Below are 25,094 nucleotides of genomic sequence, written 5' to 3' on the forward strand. Positions count from 1 at the left end.
AAATAGAGTGCCTGCAAACACAGACCGTGTGATATTTTGGGATGGCCGTTTTAGAGCGTCAACCGACTTCCTCGCCCTGCAGGCTGCGCATCGTCAGGGCTAGTTGCAGTTCTTCGGTGACTATGGCGCGCTCGCCGACGCGGCTGCCTTCGCCCAGTGGCTTGCACCACCTCCTCCCGGTCTTCGTCGGGATCAGTCCGTTGCTTTGAGCATATCTTCGACCACCTTCTTGGCGTCGCCGAACACCATCATGGTCTTGTCCATGTAGAACAGTTCGTTGTCCAGCCCGGCATAGCCGGCGGCCATCGAGCGCTTGTTGACGATGATGGTCTTGGCCTTGTACGCCTCCAGGATCGGCATGCCGGCGATCGGCGACTTGGGGTCGTTCTTGGCCGCCGGGTTGACCACGTCATTGGCGCCCAGCACCAGCACCACGTCGGCCTGGCCGAACTCGCTGTTGATGTCTTCCATCTCGAAGACCTGGTCGTACGGCACCTCGGCCTCGGCCAGCAGCACGTTCATGTGACCCGGCATGCGGCCGGCCACCGGGTGGATCGCGTACTTGACGGTCACGCCCTTCTCGGCCAGCTTTTCGGTCAGTTCCTTCAGGGCATGTTGCGCGCGCGCCACCGCCAGGCCGTAGCCGGGGACGATGATCACGGTCTCGGCGTTGCCCATCAGGAAGGCGGCGTCGTCGGCCGAGCCGGACTTCACGTTGCGCTGCGCCTGCGCGCCGGCGGCCGCGCCAGCCGACGCATCGCCGCCGAAGCCGCCCAGGATCACGTTGAAGAACGAGCGGTTCATCGCCTTGCACATGATGTACGAGAGGATGGCACCGCTTGACCCCACCAGCGAGCCGGCGATGATCAGCATCGGGTTGTTCAGCGAGAAGCCGATGCCCGCTGCTGCCCAGCCCGAATATGAGTTCAGCATCGACACCACCACCGGCATGTCGGCGCCGCCGATCGGGATGATGATCAGCACGCCCAGCACGAAGGCGAGCGCCAGCATGACCAGGAACGGCATCCACGCCTGCGTCAGGAAGAATGCAATGCCGAAGCCCACCATCGCCACCGCCAGCAGCAGGTTCAGCCAGTGCTGGCCGGCAAACACCACCGGCGCGCCCTGGAACAGCCGGAACTTGTAGCGCCCGGCCAGCTTGCCGAAGGCGATCACCGAGCCCGAGAAAGTGATGGCGCCGACGAAGCAGCCAATGAAGAGCTCGATGCGGTTGCCCAGCGGAATGTCGTGCGAACCGGCAGCCGTGATGCCGAAGGCAGCGGGCTCCGCCACTGCCGCCACCGAGATAAACACCGCGGCCAGGCCGATCAGCGAGTGCATCGCCGCCACCAGTTCCGGCATCTTGGTCATCTGCACCTTCTTCGCCACATAGGCACCGATACCGCCGCCCACCACCAGCGCGGCCAGGATCAGCGCCAGGCCGGTGCCAGGTGCAGACGGGTCCGCCCCGCCGGAGAACAACCCACTCTTCAGCTTGAAGATCAGCGCCACCGTGGTAAGCGCCGCGACCACCATCCCGGCCATGCCGAAGACATTGCCGCGCCGCGCCGTGGTCGGGTGTGACAGCCCCTTGAGCGCCTGGATAAAGCACACAGACGCGCCCAGGTAGGACAGCGTCACCATATTCATCGACAGGCCATTCATTGCGCTACCTCCGCCAGTTTTCCGCCGGGCTGCCCCTTGGCTTCGGGCTGCGCCTTGGGTGCCTTCTTCCTGAACATCTCCAGCATGCGCTGCGTGACCAGGAAGCCGCCGAACACATTGACCGCTGCCAGCGCCACCGCCAGCGTGCCCATTGCGCGGCCAACGTAGCCCTCGGTCAGGCCGGCGGCCAGCATGGCGCCGACGATGATGATGGCCGAGATTGCGTTGGTCACCGCCATCAGCGGCGTGTGCAGCGCGGGCGTGACCGTCCAGACCACGTGGTAGCCCACGTAGATCGCCAGTACAAAGATGATCAGGTTGATCACCGTGTGGCTAACCATTTCCATCGATATCTCCTTGATTGCCGGATCAGCTGGCCAGCGCCAGTGCTTCGCGCCGTGTCATCAGGCAGGCCGCGACGATGTCGTCGTCGGTGTTGATCACGAGCTTGCCGTCCTTGTCGATCAGCAGCTTGAGAAAGTCGAGCACGTTGCGCGCGTACAGCGCCGAGGCGTCCGCCGCGACCATGCCGGCCAGGTTGGTGTGTCCGATCAGCACGACGCCGTGGCGCTCGACCACTTCGTCGGCCACCGTCAGCGGGCAGTTGCCGCCCTGTGCCGCGGCCAGGTCCACCACCACCGAGCCGGGTTTCATCTGCGCCACAGTGGCTTCCTGCAGCAGCACCGGCGCCTTGCGGCCCGGGATCAGCGCGGTGGTGATGACGATATCGGCCTGGATCGCGCGCTGGTGGACCAGTTCGGCCTGGCGCTTCATCCAGTCGGGCGGCATCGGGCGGGCATAGCCGCCCACGCCCTGTGCGATCTCGCGCTCTTCGTCGGTGAGGAAGGGCACGTCGAGGAACTTGCCGCCGAGCGATTCGATCTGCTCCTTGACCGCGGGGCGCACGTCGGAGGCCTCGATCACCGCGCCCAGGCGCTTGGCCGTGGCGATGGCCTGCAGGCCCGCCACGCCCGCGCCCAGGATCAGCACGCGCGCCGCCTTGACGGTGCCGGCGGCGGTCATCAGCATCGGCATGAAGCGCTGGTAGTGGTGCGCCGCCACCAGCACGGCCTTGTAGCCGGCGATATTGGCCTGCGACGACAGCACGTCCATGCTCTGCGCGCGCGTGGTGCGCGGCGCGGCTTCGAGGGCAAAGGCGGTGATGTTCGCGGCGGACATGCGCGCGTTGTTCTCGGCATCGAAGGGATTGAGCATGCCGACCAGCACGGCGCCCGGTTTCATCTGCGCCAGTTCGGCGGCGTCCGGTGCGCGCACCTTGAGCACCAGCTGGGCGCCCAGAGCTTCGGCGGCGGTGCCGATGGTGGCGCCGACCGCCTCATACGCGCTGTCGGGCTGGCTGGCGCTTACGCCGGCGCCGGCCTGCACGACCACCTTGTGGCCCTGCGCGACGTACTTCTTGACTGTCTCCGGGGTGGCGGCGACGCGAGTCTCGCCTCGCAGTGTTTCCAGCGGAATACCAATTTGCATATCGATAGATCCCCTTGCACCGGAAGCCCGCCAGATGGCCGAACTCCAGGTCGTTTCATTAGCAGGACAAAACACCAATCAGTTAATGATGACTCCGCGGCGCCCGACGTCAGGCGAGCGTCAGGCCGCCGTCGACGAGAAGGGTCTCGCCAACCATATAGGAGGCCAGGGGAGAGGCCAGGAAGATGGCTGCCCCGGCTATCTCGTGCGGCAAGCCCATGCGGCCGATGGGCACGCGCGACAGCGTTGCATCGAGCCGAGCCGGCGACGCCGTGGTCACCTTGGTCAGTTTTGTGTCCACCAGGCCAGGGGCGATGCCGTTGACGCGAATACCTTCGGCTGCCCACGCTTCACCCAGCGTACGGGTCAAGCCCACCACGCCGGACTTGGATGCGGCGTAAGCCGGGTTTCCCCGCACGGACCGGAAGCCCGCGATCGAGCTCAGCGTAATCAGCGAACCCCGGCTCTCATGGAGCATCGGCCGGAACTTGACCGCGCAGGCCATCACGCTGGACAGATTGACGTGCAGCACCTGGTCAAAGGTGACCATCTCGAACTCGGCACGCTTGTACTGGATCGTACCTTGCGCCAGCACCAGCACGTCCAGGCGTTCGAAGGCGGGCCGCACGGCGTTGACGGCCGCCTGGTCGGAAACATCCAATTGCGCGTAGTGCAGGCCAGAAAGATCTGAACCTTCGTCGAAGCGATAGTCGGACGCCCGGGCACGCGTGCCCCAGGCGTGAACCTCTGCACCGAGTTGCCGGAATGCCTGCGCGATGCCATTGCCTATGCCGCTGGAGCCCCCCACAACCAACACGGTCTTGCCGGTGAAATCGAGGGACTCGGCAAACCGGGGCTGAGCGAGGGGAGAGTTGGAATTCGTCATGATTGGGCGATGTAGAGAAATGGTGTCAGTACCGGAGTCAACGCAGGACGTCCCAGGCGCAGTAGCGTTCCCCGCTTCTGGCATAGAACAGGAATTCGTGATCGCGCTGGTCCGGTTGACCCGACGAAGCCGCGGCTGCGGCCCCATGGATGCTGGTCATCGCGCCTGCTTCTGCAGGTATTTCCAGGCCATCGCGGCCATGGGTCGGGCGAGCTTTCCCGTTTCGAGCGCCTGCGCCGATGACGCCGTGCCATCCACCACCCGCTTCATGATCCCCTGCAGGATGCCTGCGGTTCGGAACATGCTGAACGCGAGATAGAAGTTCCAGTTCCCGCCGATCCTGCGCCCGGTGCGCTGCTCATACGCGCGGCGGTAAAGCGCTTCGTCCGGGATACCCAGGTTGGCCCGGTCGACACCTCCCATGCCTCGCAGCGGGCCCGGTGAAATGTGCCAGCTCATGCAGTGATAACTGAAATCGGCCATCGGATGACCCAGCGTCGACAGCTCCCAGTCGAGCAGCGAGAGTACGCGGGGCTCGGTCGGATGGAACATGAGGTTGTCGAGCCGGTAGTCCCCGTGCACGATGCAGACCTGCTCCTCCGCTTCCTCCGGGATTCGGTCGGGCAGCGATGCAATCAGCGCATCCATCGCCGGGATCGATTCGGTTTCGGACAGCCTGTACTGCCTGCTCCATCGTTCGATCTGGCGAAAGAAATAATTGCCGGGCTTACCGTAGTCCGCAAGGCCGATGGCCTTGTAGTCCACGCGATGCAACGCCGCGATCACGCGATTCATCTCGTCGTAGATCGCCGTACGTTCGCTGTTGCTCATGCCAGGCAGCGCGGGATCCCATAGCACGCGGCCATTGACGAATTCCATGATGTAGAAGGCACGACCGATGACGGCTTCGTCCTCGCACAGGGCATACATCCTGGCCACAGGCACTTCGGTGTCGGCAAGCGCCGCCGTCACACGAAACTCGCGCTCGATCGCATGCGCCGACGGCAGCAGCTTTGCCTTCGGCGCGGGCTTGGCGCGCATCACGTAAGCCTGGCGCGGCGTGACGAGCTTGTACGTTGGATTGGACTGGCCGCCGCTGAACCGCTCAACGGTCAGCGGGCCGGCAAAGCCTTCCACATGGCGCGCCATCCAGGCTTCGAGTCCGCCCAGGTCAAAACCCAGTGTCTCCTGTGCCGGCCGCGTGCCGGCGAACGCTGAAGAAGCATTGCTCATCCGGTCGCCCCGTTCATCGAAGCGCCGGCACGGGAGCCAGCGACCCCGCATCCTTTTCCGCGCGATCCAGCGCGCAGTACGCGTAGTACAGCTCCACACACATGAACGACCAAGTCAGGCAAGCGAGCGAAAAGAAGATCAGGTGTTGCTCGTCGTCGCCGGGGATCGTATGGAAATCATAGATGCAGGCAATGGCTTGCGCGGTCAGCAGGACCATGAACACGCCAAATGCGTGCCAGCCTTCCCCGGCGCTGAGCAGCTTCCAGGCAAACCAGGCCAGGTATACCGAAAATACCGACCACATCACCACATAGAAATACGGCCTCGGCTGCGCCAGCGCGTCGATCGACAACAGCACGATCGTCCCTGCGATCGCTCCCGCGAAGAACACGACATCCATCAGGATGGACGGCTTGTAGCGATGCGTAACGGACATCAGCCCGGCCAAGGCAACCACCGGGATGCCGAAGCCCCGGGAGAACGCATCGCAAAAGTACGAGATGCCATACGAAAACTGCACGCCGCCCAAGGCGAAAAGCAGGAAATTCGACGCGGAGAAAGTCACGATCAGCCATTCGAAGCCGAGCAGGTAGTTGCGCTGCCTGAGGAACTTCAGGCCGTGGATCAATGACGTCATCACGAGGACGAACATCGCAAAACAGAGAAGATAGAGATTGCGGTCCATCACGACTCCCAAGGCTCGATTTGCAGGATTGGATTGTTCACGGCTTTCGCGGCGCCAGACTGGCGAGGTAGGTGGCCATCGCCTTGCGGTCCTCCGGCGACGCCGCCGCGGCCACGCTTTTCATCATCCCGGTCGGTTCACCGCGCGTGCCGGTGGCAAACGCATCAAACTGCGCCAGCAGATACTCGTAGCTCTGGCCCGCGAGGCGCGGGAACTGGTCGTGCCCCATCAGCTGGCTGCCGTGGCACGCGGCGCAGTTTCCCGAGGCCACCAGCCGCTTGCCCTTCTCCAGCAATCCCGCATCGGGCGTGAAGTAACGGTTGGCGCCGGCCGGCTGCCTGGCGAAGTGGCCGGCAAGATCGTTGATCTCTGCCTCACTCATCGTCTTGGCCAACGGGCCCATGATCGGATTGGACCGCTCCCCGCTGGCGAACTTGTGAAGCTGGGCCGCCACGTACGGTGCCGGCTGGCCCGCGAGGCTCGGATAGCCCTGGTGCAGCGAATTGCCCTTGGCACCGTGGCAGCCGATGCAGGCGTCGGTCACGCGTGGCCACGGGCTGCCGTCGGCGTTATAAGCGGCAGCCGACGCCGTGATATAGCGGTCGAGGCGATAGATCCCCAGGAGGTCGTGGCCGAACCAGGCGAGCAGCCCGGCGGCAGCGATAGCGGGAACGCCCAGCCATATGCGTTTCTTCATTTCCGTCTCCTAGGCGCGACGCAAGGCATTGAGAACCTGGAGGGCGGCCTGATGGCCAGAGCGCACGGCGCCATCCATGTAGCCGGCCCAGATCTCGGCCGTCTCGGTGCCCGACCAGATAAGCCTGCCGCAGGGCGGCCGCAATGCCTCGCCGTGGGTGCTCCAGAAGCCCGGCGGAATCGCGGAGACACAGGTGATCGTCCAGGGATCGGCACGGCCCCAGTCGTGATCGTGGTATGACACCGGCGCCAAGGCTTCGCTGCCGAAGGCCTGCGCATAGATCTCTGACAGGAACCTCTGCGCCGCCTTGTGATCCGAGGGAACCGACGCATTCGAGATGAAGGCATTGATAACGCCGAGCTCGCCCCCCGGCGGCGAGTTGTCGAAGGCCCACAGAATCGGCCCGTCGACCTGGAAGATGTGTCCGTTCAGTCCCTTGTCGCGCCAGAACGGACGGGAATAGACCATCGCCGTCTTCCGCGCCGGCGAATGGGCGGGCCAAGCGCGCTGCAGCGCTGCACGCTTCTGCGGCAGCGGCGGATCGAACTGCAACTGCTGGCACAAGGGTGGACTCAGGGCCATGATGACCTGGCGCGCGCGCACTTCGCCCTGGTCCGTGTGCAGCGTGACGACCTCGCGGTCCCAGTTCGAGATCCGCCGGACGGGACTCGACAGGCGCACCCTCTTCCCCAATGCCTGCGCCATCCTGACGCAGAGGATCTGCGAACCACCGGCAAATCGCGTTTCCTGGGCGCTGTGCTTGATGCTGTCCAGCTGCATATAGTCGCAGGCGGCCGAGTTGATCATTGACAGGAAATGGAGCATCCCCATTTTTGCCGGCATCACGCCGCCGGAAAGCGCGATGCTCGCATTCCACCCGGTTCGGTCCTCGGGCTTGATGTTCTGCTTCGCCAGCCAGTCGCCGACCGACAGTTTGTCCAGTTCCACGACCTTCGGTGATTTCCACGGCGCGCCCGACGGCACGTCGCGCGAAAGCACGCTGAGCCTGCCACCGATCGCCTCGTCGCTGCCGAATGTGCCCTTCAGGTCGACCTCCAGACGACCGTCACCGCCGAGGATGACCGTGTTCCCCTTGTAGTAGCTGGGAAACGTGCCCACATCGAGTTCGCGCGCCAGATCGGCCACCGCCGTCTGGCCGGGGCCGATCCACTGTCCCCCGACTTCGGACACCTGTCCCGAACCCACATCGTAGTTAAGCGTCCGCCCGCCCACGCGATTGCGCGCTTCCAGCACGACAAAGGACTCGCAGCCTGCCTGGCGCAGGTCCCTCGCGGCGGTCAGGCCCGCCAGGCCCGCGCCGATGATGGCGACGTCGAGGACGTCTTCGGGCGTGCCGGCCTTGGCCGCCTTGGCCGGCCCCGGGCTCAAGCCGATGGTTCCTGCCGCCGTGGAGGCGCCGGCCATTTTCAGCAATTGCCTTCGCTGCGTGTTGATTGAAGTGTCCGAGGACGAAATCTTGCCCATAGTGCTTCGCTGTTTCCTGTCATCTCATTGCGGGTCGAGCGCAAACCTGCGAACGCTCTTCCCGCTTCTCATGCTTCTGTGCCGGACAGCCCAGACGAGCCCACGCAGCGCCTGTTGATCGACTTGTTGGACTGCGGCTGTACACTGCTCCAGCACCTCCTGCTCCGGGAACAGCATGAGTTCGGCCGCGCTCCCCAATACGAGCGCGATCTCGAATGGCGAGCCTGTCGCGAGCGCGTGCCGCAGAAGGCTCGACAAGCGGCGCTCAATAGCGGCACCGTCCGCGGCGTCCATTCGAATCCTTGCGACCGATGCCCGGATGAAGTGGAGCAGCTCACTGGAGCCAGGCTGATGCCCGAAGGCGGTCGTGGTCGAGCAGGAGCTTGACGTCATCGCGGCTTTCCCATGCAAATGGCTGATTGGTCTGGCGCGCTCCAGCCGCCTGCAGCGACGGCCGGTATCCCGCGCTTGACCAGGCGCCTACTCCCGCGCCCACCCATTCTGGTAGAGGCGCCCGGCCAGCACGCCCAACCGCGACGTGAGCACGTAGTTCTCGCCGTCCTCGATCAGCGCCGAGCGCGCGTCGCGGAACAACTTCTCGATCGGGAACTCGCGCGTCGTGCCGTTGCCGCCGAAGAGCTGAAATGCCTCGTGCGTGATCTTCATGGCCTCCTCGGTTACGCTGACCTTGGCCTGCGCGGTCGCATACGGGTGGCTCTGCGGAGACAGTCGCGCGAACGCCAGGCTGCGCCGAGCGATGGCCCGTGCCATCTCGAGCCGGCGCAGCATCTCGCCCACGCGCAACTGGGTCATCTGGTGTTCCAGCAGCAGCGCCCCGCCCTGCTTGCGCTCATGGCAATAGGCAAGCGCAAGTTCGAACGCGGCGCGGGCCGCACCGACAAAGACCTGGCACATGTGAGTACCTGCGAACGACCATGTAGAAGCCAGGTTTCCGAGGTACTCATCCTTCAGCGCGATGGCGAAGCGCCTGGGCACCCTGACGTTATCAAAATAGATCTCGCCCTGGGGCAACGCACGCTGGCCGATCTTGTCCAGCGGTTTGCCGCGCGAAATGCCAGGCAGGTCGAGCGGCAGGATCAGGCCGATGCCGTTGGTGAACGCGCCGTGCTCATCCGTCCCGTGGAACCCGTCGCCATAGTCCGCCGCCATGTAGGCGAGCGCCACCTGTGCCACCGACCCGTTCGACACCCATGCCGAGCTCTGCCCGTTGATGACGATCTCGTCGGCACCGACCCTGGCGGTCACGTTGCCAACCGGCTGCTTTCCGCCTGCGCTCAGCTCTTCGCGGTAGAGGATCGCGGCATCGGAGCCACGGTCAGGCTGCGTATTCATCCAGCAACCGATCTTTCCAGTGCACATCTCGATCAGTTCCTGATTGCCGAGCGACTGCGCCATCGTCAGCGGCATGGTCGCAGCGCCGAGCGAAACGGCCAGACCCGAATCCCCCCAGCCCAGCTCTTCGCCGATCAGGGACTCGATGCGCACCGCGACCTCCGGCGGGAACTGCGCGATGAGTTGCGGATCGAGCCCGAGCTTCGCGCTCTCCATCATCGCCGTCCAGTACGGAGAACCCGCAGCGATGACGTCCTCGGGCGCCATGCGGTCAAGCTCCCTGCCGATCGGCCGCAGCACATCGCGCGCAAAGCGATGAACCGTCTGCTGAATCGCGTTTTCCTCTTCGCTCAGCGGCGTCTCGAATCCGGTCAGGCCAACTACCGGCAACGCCGCGGTCTTGTGCAATCGAATCATTCTGAGTCTCCTCCTGTCATGGAAGCATGCGTGGCGGCTTGCCGCAGATACGGCACGCCCATCGCTCATCGTGTTAGAACACGATACCAAACATAGGTCATGTTGACAAACATACAAGCAAAAAAAAAGACAGGGTATTCCCTGTCTCCTGGCGTTGGCACGCAGTAGCGTTGCTTTGTCGCCGCTAGCCGGCCATTTCGGTTGACCGCTCCTTGAATATGATCTGCTCGACAGCGGTCCGGTATGCCGCATCGAGCCCGCGCGAGTCACGCTTGCGACGCCCCGCGCCGACCTGCAGCGCCAGTCCGTCGGCCAGCGCAATCAGCAACGAGGCAGCGTGCAGGCTGTCTGCCGTTTTCAGTTCCGGATTGATCGCCCGCACCAGTTCCGCAATGCCGCGCGTCAGCGTGTCATACCACTCCTCAAACATCCGCGCGCACTCGGGATCGGTCGATGCCAGCGAAACGAAGTGCCACCACAGCGCCGAGTCCTTGACATTCCTCGCGTCGCTGAGCGCCTTATCCAGCAGTGCGTTGAGCGACTCGCGCGGCGTGACGCGGCTGTCCAGCGCGCGCTTCAGGTCTTCGAGATAGGCGTCGATGATCGGCGCCATGATCGCCCGCAGGACGGCCTGCCGGGTGGGAAAGTAGTACTGGAGATTGCTGATGCTAATCCCGGCGCCGAGGGCGACGGCACGCAGCGAGAATTCCAGGCTGCCGCCCTCGAGCAACAGCTTTCTGGCAACGCGAACGATGGCATTGCGCGTGCGCAAGCCCTGGGCTCGCAAGCTGTCGGGGTCGGCTCCTGTGGCGGCTGCGCTCGATGCACGCCGCTTCCTGGGGGTGCGCTGCTCCATGGGCACTGTCATCCTGTCTGCCTTGATTCAGGGCTTTTCAGCCCTTTGTAAGGAATCGCGCCAGCGGTAGGCTGGGCGGGCATCATTATATCTGACGCCCGTCGACGCGCGTGGCGCCCGGGTCGCTTCGGCGGGGGCTTACCTCCTTTGTCCTGATTGCGACGGCAATGATCGGCGAGGCCTACGACCGCGCTGCGTAGCGTGCCTTGCGGTTCACCCGATCGTCCATCATGTTGGCCACGCCCAGCGCGGAATTGACGGCGCACCATTGCAGCGGTTCGGGCAGCGTCGACGGCGTCCTGTGGTGCAACGCCGAGAGTAGCGGATGCTCCGCGCCACGTATCCGTTCGGCCAGCAGCAGTCCCATCAACGACTGGGTACCTACGCCATGCCCGGAACACCCGGCGGTATAAAGGATGTTGCGGTCAGCACCCGCCGCGCCGACCACGGGCAGCGCATCGTAGGCAAGGCTGATGTACCCGCTCCAGCATGACCGGATGGCGACCCCTCCCAGCATGGGAAACCGCTCATGCAGCGCCCTGGCCAGGGCACGGTAGGACGCTTCGTCCGGCACGTTCGGTGTCTGCGCACCATAGATGTAGCGCAACCGCTTCGTCGTCAGAACAAGCGTATTGCGCGCCGTCAGCCGATGGCTTTCCATGGTCCAGTGCGACGTCACGATGCCTTCGCGCCGTGGCCAGCCAAGCGACGCCAGTTGCGCCGAGGACAATGGCTCAGTCTCGATTGCCGACACCCGCAGCGGCATTACCTTGTTCCGCAGCAAGCCAAGTTGCGGCGTATAGGCGTTGGTTGCAAGCACCAGGAACGGCGCGCTCGCGCTGCCCTTCGCGGTCCGCACCCGGACGGTGGGACCTTCGTCCCAGGACAGCACCGGCGTGTTCTCATAGAGCTTCACGCCCGCGCGCAGCGCCGCGCGCCGCAGCCCCAGAACATACTTGCCGGGATCGAGCGTACCGCCACGAGGGACATGACATCCGAACAGGAACGCCGGCGGGATGCCCCGTGCCCGCATCGCGGCGTAGTCCAGAAACTCCCCGGGAGAGCCAAGTTGCACGCCGGTACGCATGCTCTTGCGCAGCTTCCTTTCCTGGGACGGATGGACGCCCGCGCGGATGATGCCCGAGGCGTTGTAGTCGCAGTCGATCGCGTACTCTGCAAGCTTGCGCTCCACGTAGTCGACGCCTTCATCGTAGAAGCGCACGATTTCCCTGGCCTGCTGGTGTCCCACGCGCTTGAGAAACAGGTCGTACTCCAACCCCTGCCCACCCGCAAGATAGCCCGCGTTGCGCCCGCTCGCGCCGAACCCGGCGAACTCGCGTTCGAGGACGATCACCTTTGCCCCGCGCGCGGCAAGCTCCAGCGCGGTGGACAGTCCGGCAAAGCCGCCCCCGGCAACGACCACATCCGCGCTGACGTCACCGTCGAGTTGCGGCTGCAGGTCATCTGGCCGCTCCACCCAGCCTCCAAGTGGCCGATACGCCTGTCCGCCTTGCCAGTTGAACCCGTCCATATCTGCCTCCCTCACTCCTTGCTCAAAATATGGATTGCAAGCGCAGCCTCTTCGACGCCCTGCAAGCCGCCACCGTTCTCCTGAATCGCGTGACGCGCGCCGCCTACCTGCCGCGCCCCCGCTTCTCCACGCAGTTGGGTGACCAGTTCGTAGAGCTGGCCGATACCTGTCGCACCCAGTGGATGGCCCTTGGATTCAAGGCCGCCAGACGTGTTGATCGGAATGCGCCCGCCGAGTGTAAATTCCCCGCGCTCCGCAGCCGGCCCGCCCTCCCCCAGCGGCACCAGCCCAAGGTTTTCGGCCTGGATGATCTCGCCCATCGCCGAGGCATCGTGTACCTCGGCCACGTCCATATCCTCCGGGCCCAGGCCGGCCTGCTCATAAGCCTGAAGCGCGGCGAGGCGGCCGATGTTCTTCTCCGGCTCATCGATGCGCCGATGCGAAAAGCTGCGGATCACGCTCGCCGCGATCCGGATGCAACGGCTGCGATCGGCGCCGATGCGCCGCAGACCCTCTTCCGTGCAGAGGATTGCCGCCGCCGCACCGTCCGAGACCGGCGCGCACATCGGCAGCGTGATGGGATAGGTGATCGGCGGCGCGGCGAGCACCTCTTCGACCGTAAAAGCCTGGCGGAACTGCGAATGCGGGTTGTGCACCGAATGCCCGTGATTCTTCGCCGATATAGCCGCAATCTGGCGCTGTGTCGTGCCGTAGGTCTTCATGTGATACCGGCACAGGGCGGCATAGATCTTCATGAAGCGGCTATAGGGCCGGTCGGATTCCGATCCCGGCGGCGGCTCGATGCCTTCCCCCAGCTTCGCCAGCGTCGCGAAGTTTTCCTCGACGCGGGATACGTCCCATCCCGCGTCGAACAAGGCGAACGACCTCGACTTGTCAGCGACGTTCATCTTCTCCGCGCCAAGTGCCAGCGCGACGTCGCAGCTGCCTGCCCTGAGGTGCTGTACTGCAAGGTGCACCGCCGTGCTGCCGGACGCGCAGGCATTTTCGACGTTGAACACCGGAATGCCTTCGATACCGATCTTGCTGAATACGACCTGGCCAGGGATCGACAACTGCCCCTGAAGCTGGCCATTGGTGATGCCGGCGTAGAAGGCCGCACCGATGGCGTCAGCACTACAGCCGGCGTCCTGCAAGGCGCCGCGTAGCGCGGCACCGGCGAGTCCCTCGATGCTCATGTCGAAATGCCGGCCGAAGATGGTCATTGCGATGCCGGCGATGTAAATGTTGCTCATGTCTTCTTTCCTGGGTGCCTCGTTCAGATCTTGCGTTGCTGTCCTTGCCAGTACTGTTCTCTCAGATCCTTCTTCAACACCTTCCCGACCGGGCTTCGCGGCAGTGCGGCGACGAATTCCACGCTCTTCGGCGCCTTGACCGAGCCGAGCTTCTGCTTGCAAAGGGCAACGAGCTCGTCGGCGCTTACCTCGTAGCCCGCATTGAGTTCCACCACGGCTTTCACGGCCTCGCCCCACTTCTCGTCCGGCACGCCGATCACCGCGCAGTCCTGCACAGCCGGATGGGACCAGATCACCTGCTCGATTTCACTCGGATAGACGTTGAAGCCGCCGCTGATGATCATGTCCTTCTTGCGGTCGGTGATATGGAGGTAGCCCTCCGCATCGAGGTGTCCGATGTCGCCGGTATGCAGCCAGCCGTCGACGATCGCCTCCGCAGTCTTGTCGGGCGCCTTGTAGTAGCCCTTCATGACGAGGTCGCCGCGCACGCAGATCTCGCCGGTCTCGCCTTGCGGCAGAACCTCGCCATGCTCGCCCATGATCTCCACACGGATAAGCGGGTTGGGACGGCCGACCGAGGATAGCCGTTCGTCGGACGCCAGTTCGCCGCCGACAAAATGCTCGGCCGGCGTCAGGTAGGAGATCGACGCCGGGGCCTCGGTTTGACCGTAGCCGCCGGCCATGATCGGGCCAAACACCTCGATAGAGCGCTTGAGCTTCTCTACCGACATGGGCGCAGCACCATAAAGGAAGTACTTGAGCGATGAGAAATCCTGTTTCCCGATCCCGGGAATGTCCAGCAGCCGGTAGATCACCGTCGGCGGCAGGAAGAGCTCCGTGACCCGGTGCTTCGCAATCGCACCGATCAACGCTGCCGGGTCCGGCTTCGGCAGCACGACCACCGTACCGCCGCGCGCAGTGCAGGGCAGCGACAGCATCCCGGCGGTATGCGTCATCGGCGCGGCGGCGAGATTCACCGGGCGTTCGTCCCCCTGGTAGGGGAACGCCATCATGAACTGCGCGAAGTAGGCCTGGTAAGCGCGGTGCGCGTTCATCACGCCCTTGGGTGCTCCGGTCGTCCCGCCCGTTGCCGAAAGGGTCACGACATCGTCCATGTCGTAATCGATGAGCGGCGCGCTCGAGGCCTGGCCCTCGCTCCACGTAGACAGCGACGGCGCCCACGGTAGCGCGGCATCGATACACACCCAGAGCCTGACCTTCGGCAGTCGGGGACGCAGCGTCTCGATTACCGATGCGAACGCTTCCTGGAAGAACAGCACTTCGCAGTCGAATGCGTCAAGAATGAACTGGTTCTCCTCCGGCGCGTTGCGCCCGTTGACGGGGATGTACGCCATCCCCGCTCGCCATAGCCCCAGCGCACAACTCCAGGCAGTCACGTCGTTATCTGCCCAGACCGCTCCCTTGGTTTCCCTGCCGAAGCCTTCCGCCAGCAACCCGTTGGCGATGCGGCAGGAAAGCTCGCCAATCTCCCGGAACGAGTAGCTGCGCTCGCCCTGGATATAGGCAATGCCGCGGGGATTGATGCGCAACCCGCGGTCAAAATAATCAATGATTGCCATTTCAAGTAGTCCTCAGAATCTGTGACGGTTCGGCCGGGTTGCGGTGCGAGCCGTCCGTGTACGGGTCAAAGCGGCCGGTGCATTTTTTCCCGCCCCGGCCTGAAGAGCAGGCCGGGGGCGGCACGGCAATTACAGATGCGAAACCGTCGCACGAGCCAGCCCGCGCTGCTCGAGGAAGCCGAGCAGGTAGCGGTGCCCGAAGGCCTTCGAGCCGGATGCGAAGCCGACCTTTGCGGTGTCGCCGTCGAGTAGTTTGATGACGCCTGCCGTCTGGATAGCCCCGGTGGCGATGTATGGCGTGGTCCCATGCACGGTCGCCCGCACCGAAGCGACCTGGCCGCGGCCGATGGCGAAATCGACGGTGCGCTGCAGCGTAGTGCGTTCCCTTGGCGGCATGGCCGGCGTGGTCGAATCAACGATCTGCTTCAGCACCGCGTCCTGCTGCTCGCGGGGCAGGTGCTTGTACTCTGCTTCCCACTTCTTGCCCAGCGCATGCACTGTCTGCATCGCGTTGTTGTCGTAAAAACCGACACTGGAGATGCAGCTGCGTACGCGCGGATCGTGTTCGAAGTAGACCGGCAGCGACGTACCGCCCCACGGCAGACAGAACACCGGTTGCATGAAGGCAGGATCGACCACGTTGAACGACGCATCCGCCGCATATGGCACCAGCTTCTTCTCCCACAGGTAGCAAGCCTCGTGGCGATAGCCTTCAAAGATCGTCGCGGTCGAGCCCACGCTCACGCCGGCACCGCCGCTACGCGGGCCGCGCGCCAACGTCGCGGTTTCCAGCGCATCGACGCCGGGTGTCTCCAGCGCCAGCTCCGCGGCAATCTCGGCGAACGTGTACATGTAGGCATTGGACGGCGACAGCAGCAGCCCGGCCTGCCGGTACAGGTCGCCGAATTGATCGCGCGCCCGGCGGATGTGCGGCTGCTCGCCCGTGGTGTCGAGGTAATGGCATCCCGCCTTGAGCGCCGCTTCGACGCCAACGAGCCCGACCGTGGAGAATGGCCCGACGGTGTTGCATACCACCCTCGCGCCGCGGAATGCATTCACCAGGGCATCGACGTCATGTTCCGCCTCGATGAGTTCATAGTTTGCCGATTCCAGGCGCACGACACGCTGTGCCATCATTTCCTTCGCCCGGCCTGCGTTGCGCGCCACGGCCGTAAAAGGGATGCCCTGGTCGATCAGCCAGTCCATGATCAACATGCCGGTGTAGCCGCTTGCGCCATAGACGACGACGGGGTGCTTTGCCATGGTTTGTCTCCTTGAGAGTTGTGTCTGACAAGTGATTGGGTTGGAAGGAATGCCGCCCTCTGAAGGGACGACTGGACAATATTTTTGGGTGCCTATTGCCTGTCCGGGCCGTCGTCCTGCAACGGACCCGCCATTGACATCAGCAGCGGCCGCGAACCGTTCGCTAGCACTGCAGTCAGGGACTCCTGCCCTGCGCGCTGCGTAACCGAGAACGTCTTGCCGCCGTCCTTGCTGTCGAGTACGGTCCCGGCCATGCCGACGACGACGATGCGGCCGTCAGCAAGCTCCGCGATCCCGGTCAGCGATTGGGTGGTATGCGAGTCCATGCGCTGCCATGTCTTACCGTCGTCGCTGCTGCGGTACAGGTGTCCTCGCATGCCGCAGACCAGAAGAGAGCCGTCGGGAAGTGAACGCCCGTACCACAGCGAGCCGTTGTCGCCAGTGGTCGACGCCTGCCACGACTTGCCCCTGTCGGCGGAGCGGAAGATGGTGCCGCCTTCGCCAGCGATGAAGAGCGATCCGCGGCCGGATCCGAACATGTGCAGCAGGTGACGGTCCGCGTTTTCGCCCGCCTCCACCTTGATCTCGGACCAGGTCCGGCCGGCATCGCGGGTTTCGATAGCCCAGCCGTACAGCCCTACGGCGATGCCATGCTCCGGACTGTCGAAGTAGAGCGAAAGGATCGGCTGCTCTGCGCCCCGCTCGGCACGCAAGAGCATCCACGTCTCGCCGCCATCCTGTGTGCCAAGCACAACGCCATCGTGCCCCGCCGCATAGCCGCGCCGCGCATCGATGAACTGAACGGAAGTCAGCAGCGAGCGGACCGGCACCATCCTTGCCTGCCGGAACTTGATGCCGTCATCAGAAAGGAGGATGACGCCGTGGTCGCCGACGGCGACCACGCGGTTGCCGGCACGCGCAGACGCCAGCAGCGGTGCGGCGACCGCATTGGACACCTGCCGGGCCGGCTCCAGGGTCGGCCACGGGGCTGCGGCAGCGGTCTCCACCGCCCGCGACGGGCACACCATGCCCAAGGCGATCGCGACAACAGGTAAAAATCGGTGCAGGTTCATGGGAGATTGACGCCTACTTGCGTCTCAGTGCTTCAGGATTTCCGGCATGCGCACTGGGCCGCGCCGGGGAAAGAACTTCTCCAGCACCGCCGCGAACGCGGGCAGGAGGGTGATGGCCATCACCATGTTGACGAGGAACATGAAGGTCAGCAGAGCTCCCATGTCGGCCTGGAATTTAAGGCTCGAGAACATCCAGGTCGCCACACCGACCGAGAGCGTAATGGCCGTGAATACGGTCGCCAGCCCTGTCTCCTTCAGCGCGACCGCAAGCGCGTCGGTAAACGCAAGCCCGTTTGCCAGTTGTACCTGCAGGCGGTTGTAGATGTAGAAGGCGTAGTCCACGCCGATGCCGACCGCGAGCACCATCACCGGCAGCGTCGCCACGGTCAGGCCGATCTCGAGCTCCTTCATGAACCAGTAGCCAATCCACGTGGCCACGGTCAGCGGCAGGCAGCACGCAATCATCGCCCGCCAGTCCCGATACACAAGGAAGACCAGAACGAGGATGGCGGCGTAGACGTACAGCATCATTGGCAGCTCGCTGGCCTCCAGCACTTCATTCGTGGCTGCCTGGACGCCAGCATTGCCGCTTGCCAGCCTGACCGTGACGCCATCAAGCCGGTTGGACTCGCGGAACTGCTTGACCGCCGCCACCACGGTCTTGATCGTCGTGGCGCGGTGATCGGGCAGATAAAGGTTGATGCCTTGTACTCGGCAGTCGCTCGACGAAAGCCCGGCGATGCGGTTGTTCACGCCCTGGAACTGCGAGCCGAGCCCGCGGGGGTCCCGCGTCACGGTGGCCATCTTCGGACTGCCTTCGTTCATGCCGGCGTTGTAGAGTTTGAGCTGGGCGGCCAGCGAATCGGTGGACACCACGCCGGGTACGCTGCCCATGCGCCAGGCGAAGTCGTCGACGAACAGGAACTCGTCGGCGCGGGAGCAAACCTCGCCATGGCGATCGGGCGTGGCCTCGAACACCACGGTGAGCCAGTCCAGGCCGACGTCGAAGCGGCTGACGATCGCGGCGACGTCCAGGTTGTAGCGGGAATCGGCGCGCAGTTCCGGCGCCCCGGCCTGGAGACTGCCCACGTGCCTGTCCTGGCTCTGCCAGAACGCAAGGCCAAAAACCACTGCGCCGGCGACGGTCACGATCAGTGCGTTCCGCGGCTGGGCGATCCGGGCCACCGCCCCCAGCCATCCGCTATGACTCTCACGCCGCGCCAGCGCCCGTTTCGCGAACTCAGGCGTGAACCGGAAGTACGACGCCGCCACCGGCAACATCATCAGGTTGGTGACGATCTTGTAGCCCACGCCGATGGCCGCGGTGATCGCCAGTTCTCGGATCATCGGGATCGGAATGAGAATAAGCGTGACGAAGCTCACCAGCGCGGTGATCAGCGCCAGCGATCCGGGAATCAGCAGGCCGGTGAAGCTGCGCCGGGCGGCAATTGCGGAGTCGGTACCCTGGGCGACCTCGCGGACGATAAAGTTGATCTGCTGGATGCCGTGTGAGACACCGATCGCGAACACCAGGAACGGCACCAGGATGGCGAGCGGGTCAAGCCCATAGCCCAGCAGGTGCAGCGTGCCGAACTGCCAGACCAGGGACACGAGCGAGCAGCCGAGCGGCAGCAGGGTCAGGCGCACCGACCGGCAGTACCAGTAGACCGCCAGCCCGGTGAGCAGGAAGGCGATGCCGAAGAAGCGCGTCACGTCCGCTCCGCGGTCGGCAATGTCGCCGATCTGCTTGGCGAAGCCGATGATCTCAATCTCGACCTGGTCGTTCTCGAACGGGCGCCGGATCTTTTCCTCGAGCAGCCGGTTGAACTGGATATAGTCGAGCTTCTTGCCCGTGCGGGGATCGACGTCGGCCAGTTCGGCGGTGATCAGGGCGCTGGACTGGTCGCGTGCGACCAGTGTCCCGACATGGCCGCCGGCCATGGTGCGCTGACGCATCTTGCCGATGACATCGGCGGAGAGCTTTTCCGGCACGATATCCCCGCCTGCCACCGCCTCTGCCCGGAAGCCGTCCTCGGTGATCTCGGTGAAGAAGACATTCGGTGTCCACAGCGACGTCACGCTGGTGCGATCTACGCCCGGAAGATAGGTGACGGCCTCGGTCACCTTGAGGACCTGCGTAAGCGCCGCCGCATTCCAGACATCGCCCTTGCGGGCATGCACGGCAATGGTCAGCCGGTTGGCACCGAAGAGCTTGTCGCGGAACTGCTCGAAGGTCTTGATGTACTCGTGGCCTTGCGGCAGCTGCTTCTCGAAGCCGGCTTCGAGGTGCAGCTTCGCGCCGAGCACGCCCATCAAGGCGGTGAATCCTGCCAGTGCGAGCAGGAAAGGAAGGCGGTGCCCGAACAGGGCCGCTTCCAGACGGGTTATCAGGCGTGAAAGCATCAGAAGGAGGTGGTCATGCTGAGGGAGACAAAATCGCGGTCGCGCAGCAGGTTGCTGCCGCTACCGCCCCAGTTGTGCGTGTAGTCGAGGCGCATCTTTGTCTCCGGCTTCGTCTTGAAGTCGAGGGTCGCGCCGATCACCGCGGCGCCCGCGCCGCGGATGAAGCCGGGCAGCGCCGTGGCCGAATAGCCTCCGATGCCTTGCATGACGGCGATGTCCGGTGACAGCGACGCCCGCGTGCCGAAGATGTTGGGATAGGTCACCGAGGCTGCCAGCACCATCCCCGCCGACAACTTGGTGGGCAGCGTGTAGTCGGCGGTGACCGCATACGGAATCCCGGCGTTGAGCCTGAGCTTCGGGTAATACGCCAGCGCACCTTCCGCGGTGATCGTGCCTTCGGACGCGCCCAACGCGCGCAGCAACCAGCCGAACGAGCCCGAAGGCGACATGATGTGGATGCCGGTCAGGTGGAGCTGATAGTGCTGCGTGTCGATCGCCCCGCGGCAACTGCTTCCGACCGGCTTGACCGCAAAATCGGCCAGGGCGTTGCAGTAGTAGGGGTTGGCCGGATCGATGACCGTGGTCGGATCGATGGCGACGCTGTCCCGCGGACGGTATGACAACTCGGTGCCGATCGCCCATTCGCCAACCTGGAAGTTGTACGAGAGGCCGAACAGGTCGCGGTTCTTGCCGTAGTCGAGGGACGCCTGCCAGCCGAACGGATTGCTCGTCGTGTTGACCACCTGGTAGCTCACGAACGGCACCTTCTCGCTGTAGTGGTAGTAATAGAGGCCGAGTTCGTTGCCGCTGTCGGGGAACTTGTAGCGCAGCGCCATCCCCCCTTGCCCGTTGTTGCTCGGATTGTTGTCCGGGCCGCGCGGGATGAAGGTGCCGGTTCCGACCAGGGGCCCGACCGGATTGGTATTGGGGTTCGCCAACTCCCCGGTGCTCAGGCGGCGGTTGTAGGGCATCCCGGTCGCGGGATTGATGCCGACGATCCGGGTCCCCGTGTCGCCGATCGTGCCGTTGGGAAGCGGGGCCAGCCCCGACGCAGCCAGCGCGCCATTGACGGCTGAAGTCGGGATATAGAAGCCCCGTCCGCCCTTGCCGAGGAAGTCGCTGGTCGAAAAGAAGGTCCCGGGCGCGTCGAACTTGAAGCTGTTCCACTTCCACTGGTAGAAGGCCTCCAGGCCGAGGTCCTTGCCGAGTGAAGTGCTCGCAGAGACCATGGGCGCGGGGATGAACAGATTTTTAAGCGGCGTTCCCGGCTGGTGCGCGGACGGCAGGTAGATCGCGTTGATCGCGTTGATACCGCCCGGGATGTAGAGGTTTTCACCCCAGTTCAGCACCTGGTTGCCGACCCGGACACGGGCCTGCTGGTCGCCGACGTCGAATTCCTTGGTGATGTAGGCGTCGAGCAGACGCGGGTCGCTGGTGGCGAAGTTTCGCGCATCCGAGTCGAGATCGGTTCGTCTGGTGTGGGCGGTCGCAAAGTCATAGTTGACGACGCCGCGCACCAGCCCGCTCCACCCGTTGGTGCCCTTGACATAGAGGTCGCTGGTCCACTGCGCATTGGCCGAAACCGGCTGCCAGCGCTTGTAGTTCAGGTTGCCGTCGTCCTGGTTCAGGCGCAGCGTATCGAGGTTCGACGAGAAGACAGACGGGTTGCTTTTCTGCAGCGGCGTAGGCGCGTCGCCGACACAGCCGCCGTTGTCGTTGCCGACAAAGCTGCAGTTCGTTTTCGACGTTCTCATCGCTGCACCAAACGAGACCGTCGAGTCGAAGGCTACCGCCCAGCCGTTGTCGAGCGTCCACTGTGCAGCGTAAGCCGAGCCGGCATCCGCCATCGCCAGCAGGCCTACGATTACCGAGCGGGCCAGCTTCCGTTCCATCCGCATCCCCGCGGCGGCTTGCGCCGCCGCTGCTGCAACATCACGCAGTTTCATGCCTGTCTCCCCGTGGTTCTCTTTTTTGGCTTATCGTGTGGTGAACCGGCGCAGGCCGTCCGGCTCGAAGGTCTTCTCCTTCAGGCGCCCTTCCCTGGCGGCGAGCCAGTCAGGCTCCTTGTGGCCGGCGACGACGCGGTCGAGCACGGCGCGGCGGGTCTGGTGGTCATAGCTGGTATTGGCCGCCCAGACGCAGGCCGGCACTTCCCAGGCCATGTAGGGACCCATCTCGGTGGTGCGCCAGACCTTGCCCTGCGCGTCGTACATGTCCTCCACCAGGATCGTCCACGTGTCCTCGTCGATGTAGAACACGCGCTTGGGGAAGGTATGCCGCATGCCTTGCTTGAGCGTGGCCTCGACCACCCACATCCGGTGCAGCTCATAGCGCGTCAGGTCGCGGCTGAGGAACTTCGGCTTGACGACTTCATCGACCTTGTTCGCCGAAGAGTTGACCCGGTACGTGTTGTAGGGCACGTACATCTCCTTCTTGCCGGCCAGCTTCCAGTCGTAGCGGTCTAGTGGGCCGTTGAACTGCATGTACTGGTCGACGGTCAGCAGGTTCTCGGTGTTGAGCTGCGGGGCGTCGTACTGGTATGTCGGCGCGCGGCGCACGCGGCGCTGGCTCGCGAAGTACAGCCAGACGTCGTTGGCCTCGGAGAACTTGTACTGCGTCAGGGTGGCATCCCCCGCGATCGAGGGCGGGCTGGTAAACGTGTTGAGGTACAGGCTCTCGATGCCGCGGGCGTCGTCGACGCCCTTGTTCGACGGCGACCACATCGGCGACATCTGCCATTCCTGCTGGCCAAGCGGCTCCCCAATGCTGTCGGTGCCCTTCGGCGGGATGTAGCCCGCATAGCTCATCTGGAATCCCTCTCCTTTCCAGTGCAGCTTGTGGTTCCACATGGCTTCGGCGCCGTTCTGCGGAATCGGGAACGGCACGGCGGCGCCGATCGCCTCGGCAAGGTCCTGGCCGTTGGCGCCAAGCTTCGCCGTCGTTGCGTTCTTCTTCGTCCGCTCGTAGAAGAAGTCGGGGAAACCGCAAGAACGGTGGGTCGGATAGACGTCCATCCGATAGCCCGGGATCGTCTTCACCATTTCGATCTGTCCGGGGGCAAGCTTGTCCTTGTATTTGTCGACATTGGACGCGTCGATCGAAAGTACGCGCTTGTCATTCGCGTACGGGTCGGGGCGCGCCGTGCCGGGCTTCCAGCCACCCGGTGCCTTCATGTCCCCGCCGGTCCACTCCGGAATCGACCCGTCCTTGTTACCGGCCCGTTCGGCACCCACCGGAGTGAGGTCCTTGCCGAGCCGGCCCGCGTCCTGCTCGGAGGCCGCGGCATAGGCCGCTCCGCCGAACGCAAGGGTCACGCTGAGGAACAACGTCTTGTATCTCATCTGAGTCTCCTGTCTGGCATGGCAACGAAGTGCCTCGCTTCGTGTGTTTTTTCGGTAGAACACGTTACCAAACTTAGGTAACAATGACAAAGAACAAAAGAAAAAAAGAGCTAGGGTATTCCCTGCGCGTTTGGCTGCGATGCTCGCAAACGCACCCGGTGCCGTGCGCAGCGGCGAACCAATGGCACGAGGCACGGCTCGCGGCTACTGGGGTGGCACCGGAAGCCGCAAGCCAACGCTGTCAGTCAGACCGCCGTAGTGATCCGGCGATGCTCCATGCCGCCCGAGGCTGTGCTGGAGATACACAGGTCCTCAAGGCTGCACGGCCGGGCACAGGTGTTGACCGTCCCGGCAGTGCAGACCCGCCTGCCCAGTTCTGGAAATCGTGATCCACGGACTTCGACTGCGCTCGAGGCGCGCGCAGGACAACCAGGCTCAGGCGCCGCCGCTGCCAGCTACCGCCACCGCCTGAATCTCGATGCACAAGTCGGGAAGCGCCAGCTCTGTCACCCCCACCGCAGTCCAGGACGGATAACGGCTCGGCAGGTATTCGTCCTTGACCTTCGTGAAGGCCTCGATTTCCTGCCGCAGGTTGGTGTGATAGGTCGTCAGCTCGACAACATCCTCCAGGCTTGCGCCTGCCGCTTCGAGGACCGCTTTCAGGGATGCAAAGGCCAGCCGAGCCTGTGCCTCCATGCCCTCGCCGGGCTTCATCGCTGCGTCTAGCCCAACCTGGCCCGACACCCAGATGGTGTCGCCCACGCGGGTCGCGGGGGCGAAATGGTAGGCGTCGTAGAGCGGCTGGGTGCCGGGCGGAATGACCGGCTGCCGTTTCATCGTCGTGGTTGTCATGATGTCGGTATCGTTTATCAGATGAGTTGGCGGAAGCATGGCGCACGGAAGGGATCACCTGCCTTCAGCGATGCCAGCTCCTCGACGTACAGCACACCCGCCGGCGTGAAGCCCGAATCGCTGTGGTCCGGCAACGGACTGAAAACCGCGTCATCGCCGAAGAAGCGCAAGACCAGCGTATGGCGGTCCGGGAAATCGGCGTCGACAGCGCCCCCGCCGTGCAGCGAACCCGGGTGCAGCAGCAGAACATCACCGGGCTGCGTAGCCCAGGAGAGGATGTCGTACGCATTGGGATCGGTGCGGCGTTCGGCCTCGATGTCAGGCAGCCGCGGCCAGACCCCACCGCCGTGCAACGGCTCGGTCGGGTCGTCGGGGTTCTGAAAGGTGCTGCCGTCGTGGCGCGTACCCAGGTACGAGCCCCTGACGATCTCCAGCGCATTGCGCTTGGGGACCGCCTCGAAGCTGATCCACGCGTTGGCGAAGTGCTTCCCCCCCCAGGGCAGGTAGGAGGTGTCCTGGTGCCAGGGCGAGCGCCCGGCCCGGCCTCCCTGCTTGAGGAACAACTCTTCCGCAAAGTACCAGACATGTTTAGAGCCCCAGAGATCGGCGAACAGCTGGCCGAACGGGAGCGAGGCGACCAGCTCATCCAGCCGCCCCTTTGCGAATGGATTGGCGTTATCGACGTGCGACCGTTGCACGGAGCCGTCAAACAGGCTATGAGCGTTGGGCCCCGGGTTCTCGATGCCCCAGTCAAAGACCTGCCTGCACATGGCTAACTGTTCCGCGTTGAGACAGCCTTCGATGAGGACGGCACCGTCCTCATCGAAGGCCCTGCGCTTGGATTCATCCATGGATGCTCTCCTGATTCTTCATTAAGCCCGGCGCCCGGTCACGTGCGCGTCCGCTCGCCTCATTTGTAGAACAACCTACCAACGTTAGGTCATGATGACAAAGATAAGTCAGAAGTAAAAGGGCGGGTATTCCCTATCCCATATGGACTCTCCTCACCTACGCAGGAATCGCCCCGGGCTCG

At 64.1% G+C, this 25,094-nt stretch carries 21 protein-coding genes; all 21 read right to left on the reverse strand.

The window, feature by feature from the left end:
- Positions 1 to 192 precede the first annotated feature (192 nt).
- The gene (locus tag AC10V3_RS40805) at positions 193 to 1,665 is read right to left on the reverse strand and encodes an NAD(P)(+) transhydrogenase (Re/Si-specific) subunit beta (protein WP_022539897.1); all 1,473 of its coding nucleotides are present in this window, start codon (positions 1,663 to 1,665) and stop codon (positions 193 to 195) included.
- Positions 1,662 to 2,012, reverse strand: coding sequence for an NAD(P) transhydrogenase subunit alpha part 2 (locus AC10V3_RS40810; RefSeq protein WP_011614742.1), 351 nt, complete (start codon positions 2,010 to 2,012; stop codon positions 1,662 to 1,664). The genes AC10V3_RS40805 and AC10V3_RS40810 overlap by 4 nt, the downstream gene beginning before the upstream one ends.
- 22 nt (positions 2,013 to 2,034) lie before the next feature.
- Complete coding sequence (locus AC10V3_RS40815; protein ID WP_490924406.1) at positions 2,035 to 3,153, reverse strand: Re/Si-specific NAD(P)(+) transhydrogenase subunit alpha; 1,119 nt, start codon at positions 3,151 to 3,153, stop codon at positions 2,035 to 2,037.
- Between the two features lie 109 nt (positions 3,154 to 3,262).
- Complete coding sequence (locus tag AC10V3_RS40820; RefSeq protein ID WP_022539895.1) at positions 3,263 to 4,039, reverse strand: SDR family oxidoreductase; 777 nt, start codon at positions 4,037 to 4,039, stop codon at positions 3,263 to 3,265.
- Positions 4,040 to 4,195: 156 nt separating this feature from the next.
- Positions 4,196 to 5,272: a phosphotransferase gene (locus AC10V3_RS40825; RefSeq protein WP_011614739.1), complete on the reverse strand. Its 1,077-nt coding sequence runs from the start codon at positions 5,270 to 5,272 to the stop codon at positions 4,196 to 4,198.
- A 13-nt stretch (positions 5,273 to 5,285) separates the two neighbouring features.
- Positions 5,286 to 5,957 (reverse strand): hypothetical protein, encoded by a 672-nt coding sequence (locus AC10V3_RS40830; RefSeq protein WP_011614738.1) that lies wholly within the window; start codon positions 5,955 to 5,957, stop codon positions 5,286 to 5,288.
- A gap of 37 nt (positions 5,958 to 5,994) precedes the next feature.
- The gene (locus AC10V3_RS40835) at positions 5,995 to 6,654 is read right to left on the reverse strand and encodes a c-type cytochrome (protein WP_022539893.1); all 660 of its coding nucleotides are present in this window, start codon (positions 6,652 to 6,654) and stop codon (positions 5,995 to 5,997) included.
- Positions 6,655 to 6,663: 9 nt separating this feature from the next.
- Positions 6,664 to 8,139 (reverse strand): flavin monoamine oxidase family protein, encoded by a 1,476-nt coding sequence (locus AC10V3_RS40840; protein ID WP_022539892.1) that lies wholly within the window; start codon positions 8,137 to 8,139, stop codon positions 6,664 to 6,666.
- A 24-nt stretch (positions 8,140 to 8,163) separates the two neighbouring features.
- On the reverse strand, positions 8,164 to 8,433 hold the full coding sequence (locus AC10V3_RS40845; RefSeq protein WP_490924407.1) for a hypothetical protein: 270 nt from the start codon (positions 8,431 to 8,433) through the stop codon (positions 8,164 to 8,166).
- A 186-nt stretch (positions 8,434 to 8,619) separates the two neighbouring features.
- Positions 8,620 to 9,909: an acyl-CoA dehydrogenase family protein gene (locus AC10V3_RS40850; RefSeq protein WP_022539890.1), complete on the reverse strand. Its 1,290-nt coding sequence runs from the start codon at positions 9,907 to 9,909 to the stop codon at positions 8,620 to 8,622.
- Positions 9,910 to 10,093: 184 nt separating this feature from the next.
- Positions 10,094 to 10,765, reverse strand: a complete 672-nt coding sequence (locus AC10V3_RS40855; RefSeq protein WP_011614733.1) for a TetR/AcrR family transcriptional regulator — start codon at positions 10,763 to 10,765, stop codon at positions 10,094 to 10,096.
- A gap of 181 nt (positions 10,766 to 10,946) precedes the next feature.
- A complete protein-coding gene (locus AC10V3_RS40860) occupies positions 10,947 to 12,296 on the reverse strand; it encodes an NAD(P)/FAD-dependent oxidoreductase (protein ID WP_011614732.1) in 1,350 nt (449 codons plus the stop codon).
- Positions 12,297 to 12,307: 11 nt separating this feature from the next.
- Positions 12,308 to 13,549 (reverse strand): thiolase family protein, encoded by a 1,242-nt coding sequence (locus AC10V3_RS40865; protein WP_022539888.1) that lies wholly within the window; start codon positions 13,547 to 13,549, stop codon positions 12,308 to 12,310.
- A 23-nt stretch (positions 13,550 to 13,572) separates the two neighbouring features.
- On the reverse strand, positions 13,573 to 15,129 hold the full coding sequence (locus tag AC10V3_RS40870) for an AMP-binding protein (protein WP_011614730.1): 1,557 nt from the start codon (positions 15,127 to 15,129) through the stop codon (positions 13,573 to 13,575).
- A 129-nt stretch (positions 15,130 to 15,258) separates the two neighbouring features.
- Complete coding sequence (locus AC10V3_RS40875; RefSeq protein ID WP_022539887.1) at positions 15,259 to 16,392, reverse strand: saccharopine dehydrogenase family protein; 1,134 nt, start codon at positions 16,390 to 16,392, stop codon at positions 15,259 to 15,261.
- Positions 16,393 to 16,484: 92 nt separating this feature from the next.
- Entirely contained in the window at positions 16,485 to 17,465 is a 981-nt protein-coding gene (locus AC10V3_RS40880; protein ID WP_022539886.1) for a WD40/YVTN/BNR-like repeat-containing protein, read from the reverse strand.
- Between the two features lie 24 nt (positions 17,466 to 17,489).
- On the reverse strand, positions 17,490 to 19,868 hold the full coding sequence (locus AC10V3_RS40885; protein WP_022539885.1) for an efflux RND transporter permease subunit: 2,379 nt from the start codon (positions 19,866 to 19,868) through the stop codon (positions 17,490 to 17,492).
- A complete protein-coding gene (locus tag AC10V3_RS40890; protein ID WP_022539884.1) occupies positions 19,868 to 21,814 on the reverse strand; it encodes a DUF1302 domain-containing protein in 1,947 nt (648 codons plus the stop codon). The genes AC10V3_RS40885 and AC10V3_RS40890 overlap by 1 nt, the downstream gene beginning before the upstream one ends.
- 30 nt (positions 21,815 to 21,844) lie before the next feature.
- Complete coding sequence (locus tag AC10V3_RS40895; RefSeq protein WP_011614725.1) at positions 21,845 to 23,209, reverse strand: DUF1329 domain-containing protein; 1,365 nt, start codon at positions 23,207 to 23,209, stop codon at positions 21,845 to 21,847.
- A gap of 435 nt (positions 23,210 to 23,644) precedes the next feature.
- On the reverse strand, positions 23,645 to 24,061 hold the full coding sequence (locus AC10V3_RS40900) for a RidA family protein (RefSeq protein WP_022539883.1): 417 nt from the start codon (positions 24,059 to 24,061) through the stop codon (positions 23,645 to 23,647).
- 17 nt (positions 24,062 to 24,078) lie between these two features.
- Positions 24,079 to 24,912: a phytanoyl-CoA dioxygenase family protein gene (locus AC10V3_RS40905; RefSeq protein WP_022539882.1), complete on the reverse strand. Its 834-nt coding sequence runs from the start codon at positions 24,910 to 24,912 to the stop codon at positions 24,079 to 24,081.
- Positions 24,913 to 25,094: the final 182 nt, after the last annotated feature.

The sequence above is a fragment of the Cupriavidus sp. PB-02 genome (assembly GCF_058252315.1).

Bases quoted from the DNA above. Each gene is read 5' to 3' on its own strand.
- AC10V3_RS40805 (WP_022539897.1), bottom strand. From the start codon at position 1,665: ATGAATGGCCTGTCGATGAATATGGTGACGCTGTCCTACCTGGGCGCG.
- AC10V3_RS40810 (WP_011614742.1), bottom strand. From the start codon at position 2,012: ATGGAAATGGTTAGCCACACGGTGATCAACCTGATCATCTTTGTACTG.
- AC10V3_RS40815 (WP_490924406.1), bottom strand. From the start codon at position 3,153: ATGCAAATTGGTATTCCGCTGGAAACACTGCGAGGCGAGACTCGCGTC.
- AC10V3_RS40820 (WP_022539895.1), bottom strand. From the start codon at position 4,039: ATGACGAATTCCAACTCTCCCCTCGCTCAGCCCCGGTTTGCCGAGTCC.
- AC10V3_RS40825 (WP_011614739.1), bottom strand. From the start codon at position 5,272: ATGAGCAATGCTTCTTCAGCGTTCGCCGGCACGCGGCCGGCACAGGAG.
- AC10V3_RS40830 (WP_011614738.1), bottom strand. From the start codon at position 5,957: ATGGACCGCAATCTCTATCTTCTCTGTTTTGCGATGTTCGTCCTCGTG.
- AC10V3_RS40835 (WP_022539893.1), bottom strand. From the start codon at position 6,654: ATGAAGAAACGCATATGGCTGGGCGTTCCCGCTATCGCTGCCGCCGGG.
- AC10V3_RS40840 (WP_022539892.1), bottom strand. From the start codon at position 8,139: ATGGGCAAGATTTCGTCCTCGGACACTTCAATCAACACGCAGCGAAGG.
- AC10V3_RS40845 (WP_490924407.1), bottom strand. From the start codon at position 8,433: ATGGACGCCGCGGACGGTGCCGCTATTGAGCGCCGCTTGTCGAGCCTT.
- AC10V3_RS40850 (WP_022539890.1), bottom strand. From the start codon at position 9,909: ATGATTCGATTGCACAAGACCGCGGCGTTGCCGGTAGTTGGCCTGACC.
- AC10V3_RS40855 (WP_011614733.1), bottom strand. From the start codon at position 10,765: ATGGAGCAGCGCACCCCCAGGAAGCGGCGTGCATCGAGCGCAGCCGCC.
- AC10V3_RS40860 (WP_011614732.1), bottom strand. From the start codon at position 12,296: ATGGACGGGTTCAACTGGCAAGGCGGACAGGCGTATCGGCCACTTGGA.
- AC10V3_RS40865 (WP_022539888.1), bottom strand. From the start codon at position 13,549: ATGAGCAACATTTACATCGCCGGCATCGCAATGACCATCTTCGGCCGG.
- AC10V3_RS40870 (WP_011614730.1), bottom strand. From the start codon at position 15,129: ATGGCAATCATTGATTATTTTGACCGCGGGTTGCGCATCAATCCCCGC.
- AC10V3_RS40875 (WP_022539887.1), bottom strand. From the start codon at position 16,392: ATGGCAAAGCACCCCGTCGTCGTCTATGGCGCAAGCGGCTACACCGGC.
- AC10V3_RS40880 (WP_022539886.1), bottom strand. From the start codon at position 17,465: ATGAACCTGCACCGATTTTTACCTGTTGTCGCGATCGCCTTGGGCATG.
- AC10V3_RS40885 (WP_022539885.1), bottom strand. From the start codon at position 19,868: ATGCTTTCACGCCTGATAACCCGTCTGGAAGCGGCCCTGTTCGGGCAC.
- AC10V3_RS40890 (WP_022539884.1), bottom strand. From the start codon at position 21,814: ATGAAACTGCGTGATGTTGCAGCAGCGGCGGCGCAAGCCGCCGCGGGG.
- AC10V3_RS40895 (WP_011614725.1), bottom strand. From the start codon at position 23,209: ATGAGATACAAGACGTTGTTCCTCAGCGTGACCCTTGCGTTCGGCGGA.
- AC10V3_RS40900 (WP_022539883.1), bottom strand. From the start codon at position 24,061: ATGACAACCACGACGATGAAACGGCAGCCGGTCATTCCGCCCGGCACC.
- AC10V3_RS40905 (WP_022539882.1), bottom strand. From the start codon at position 24,912: ATGGATGAATCCAAGCGCAGGGCCTTCGATGAGGACGGTGCCGTCCTC.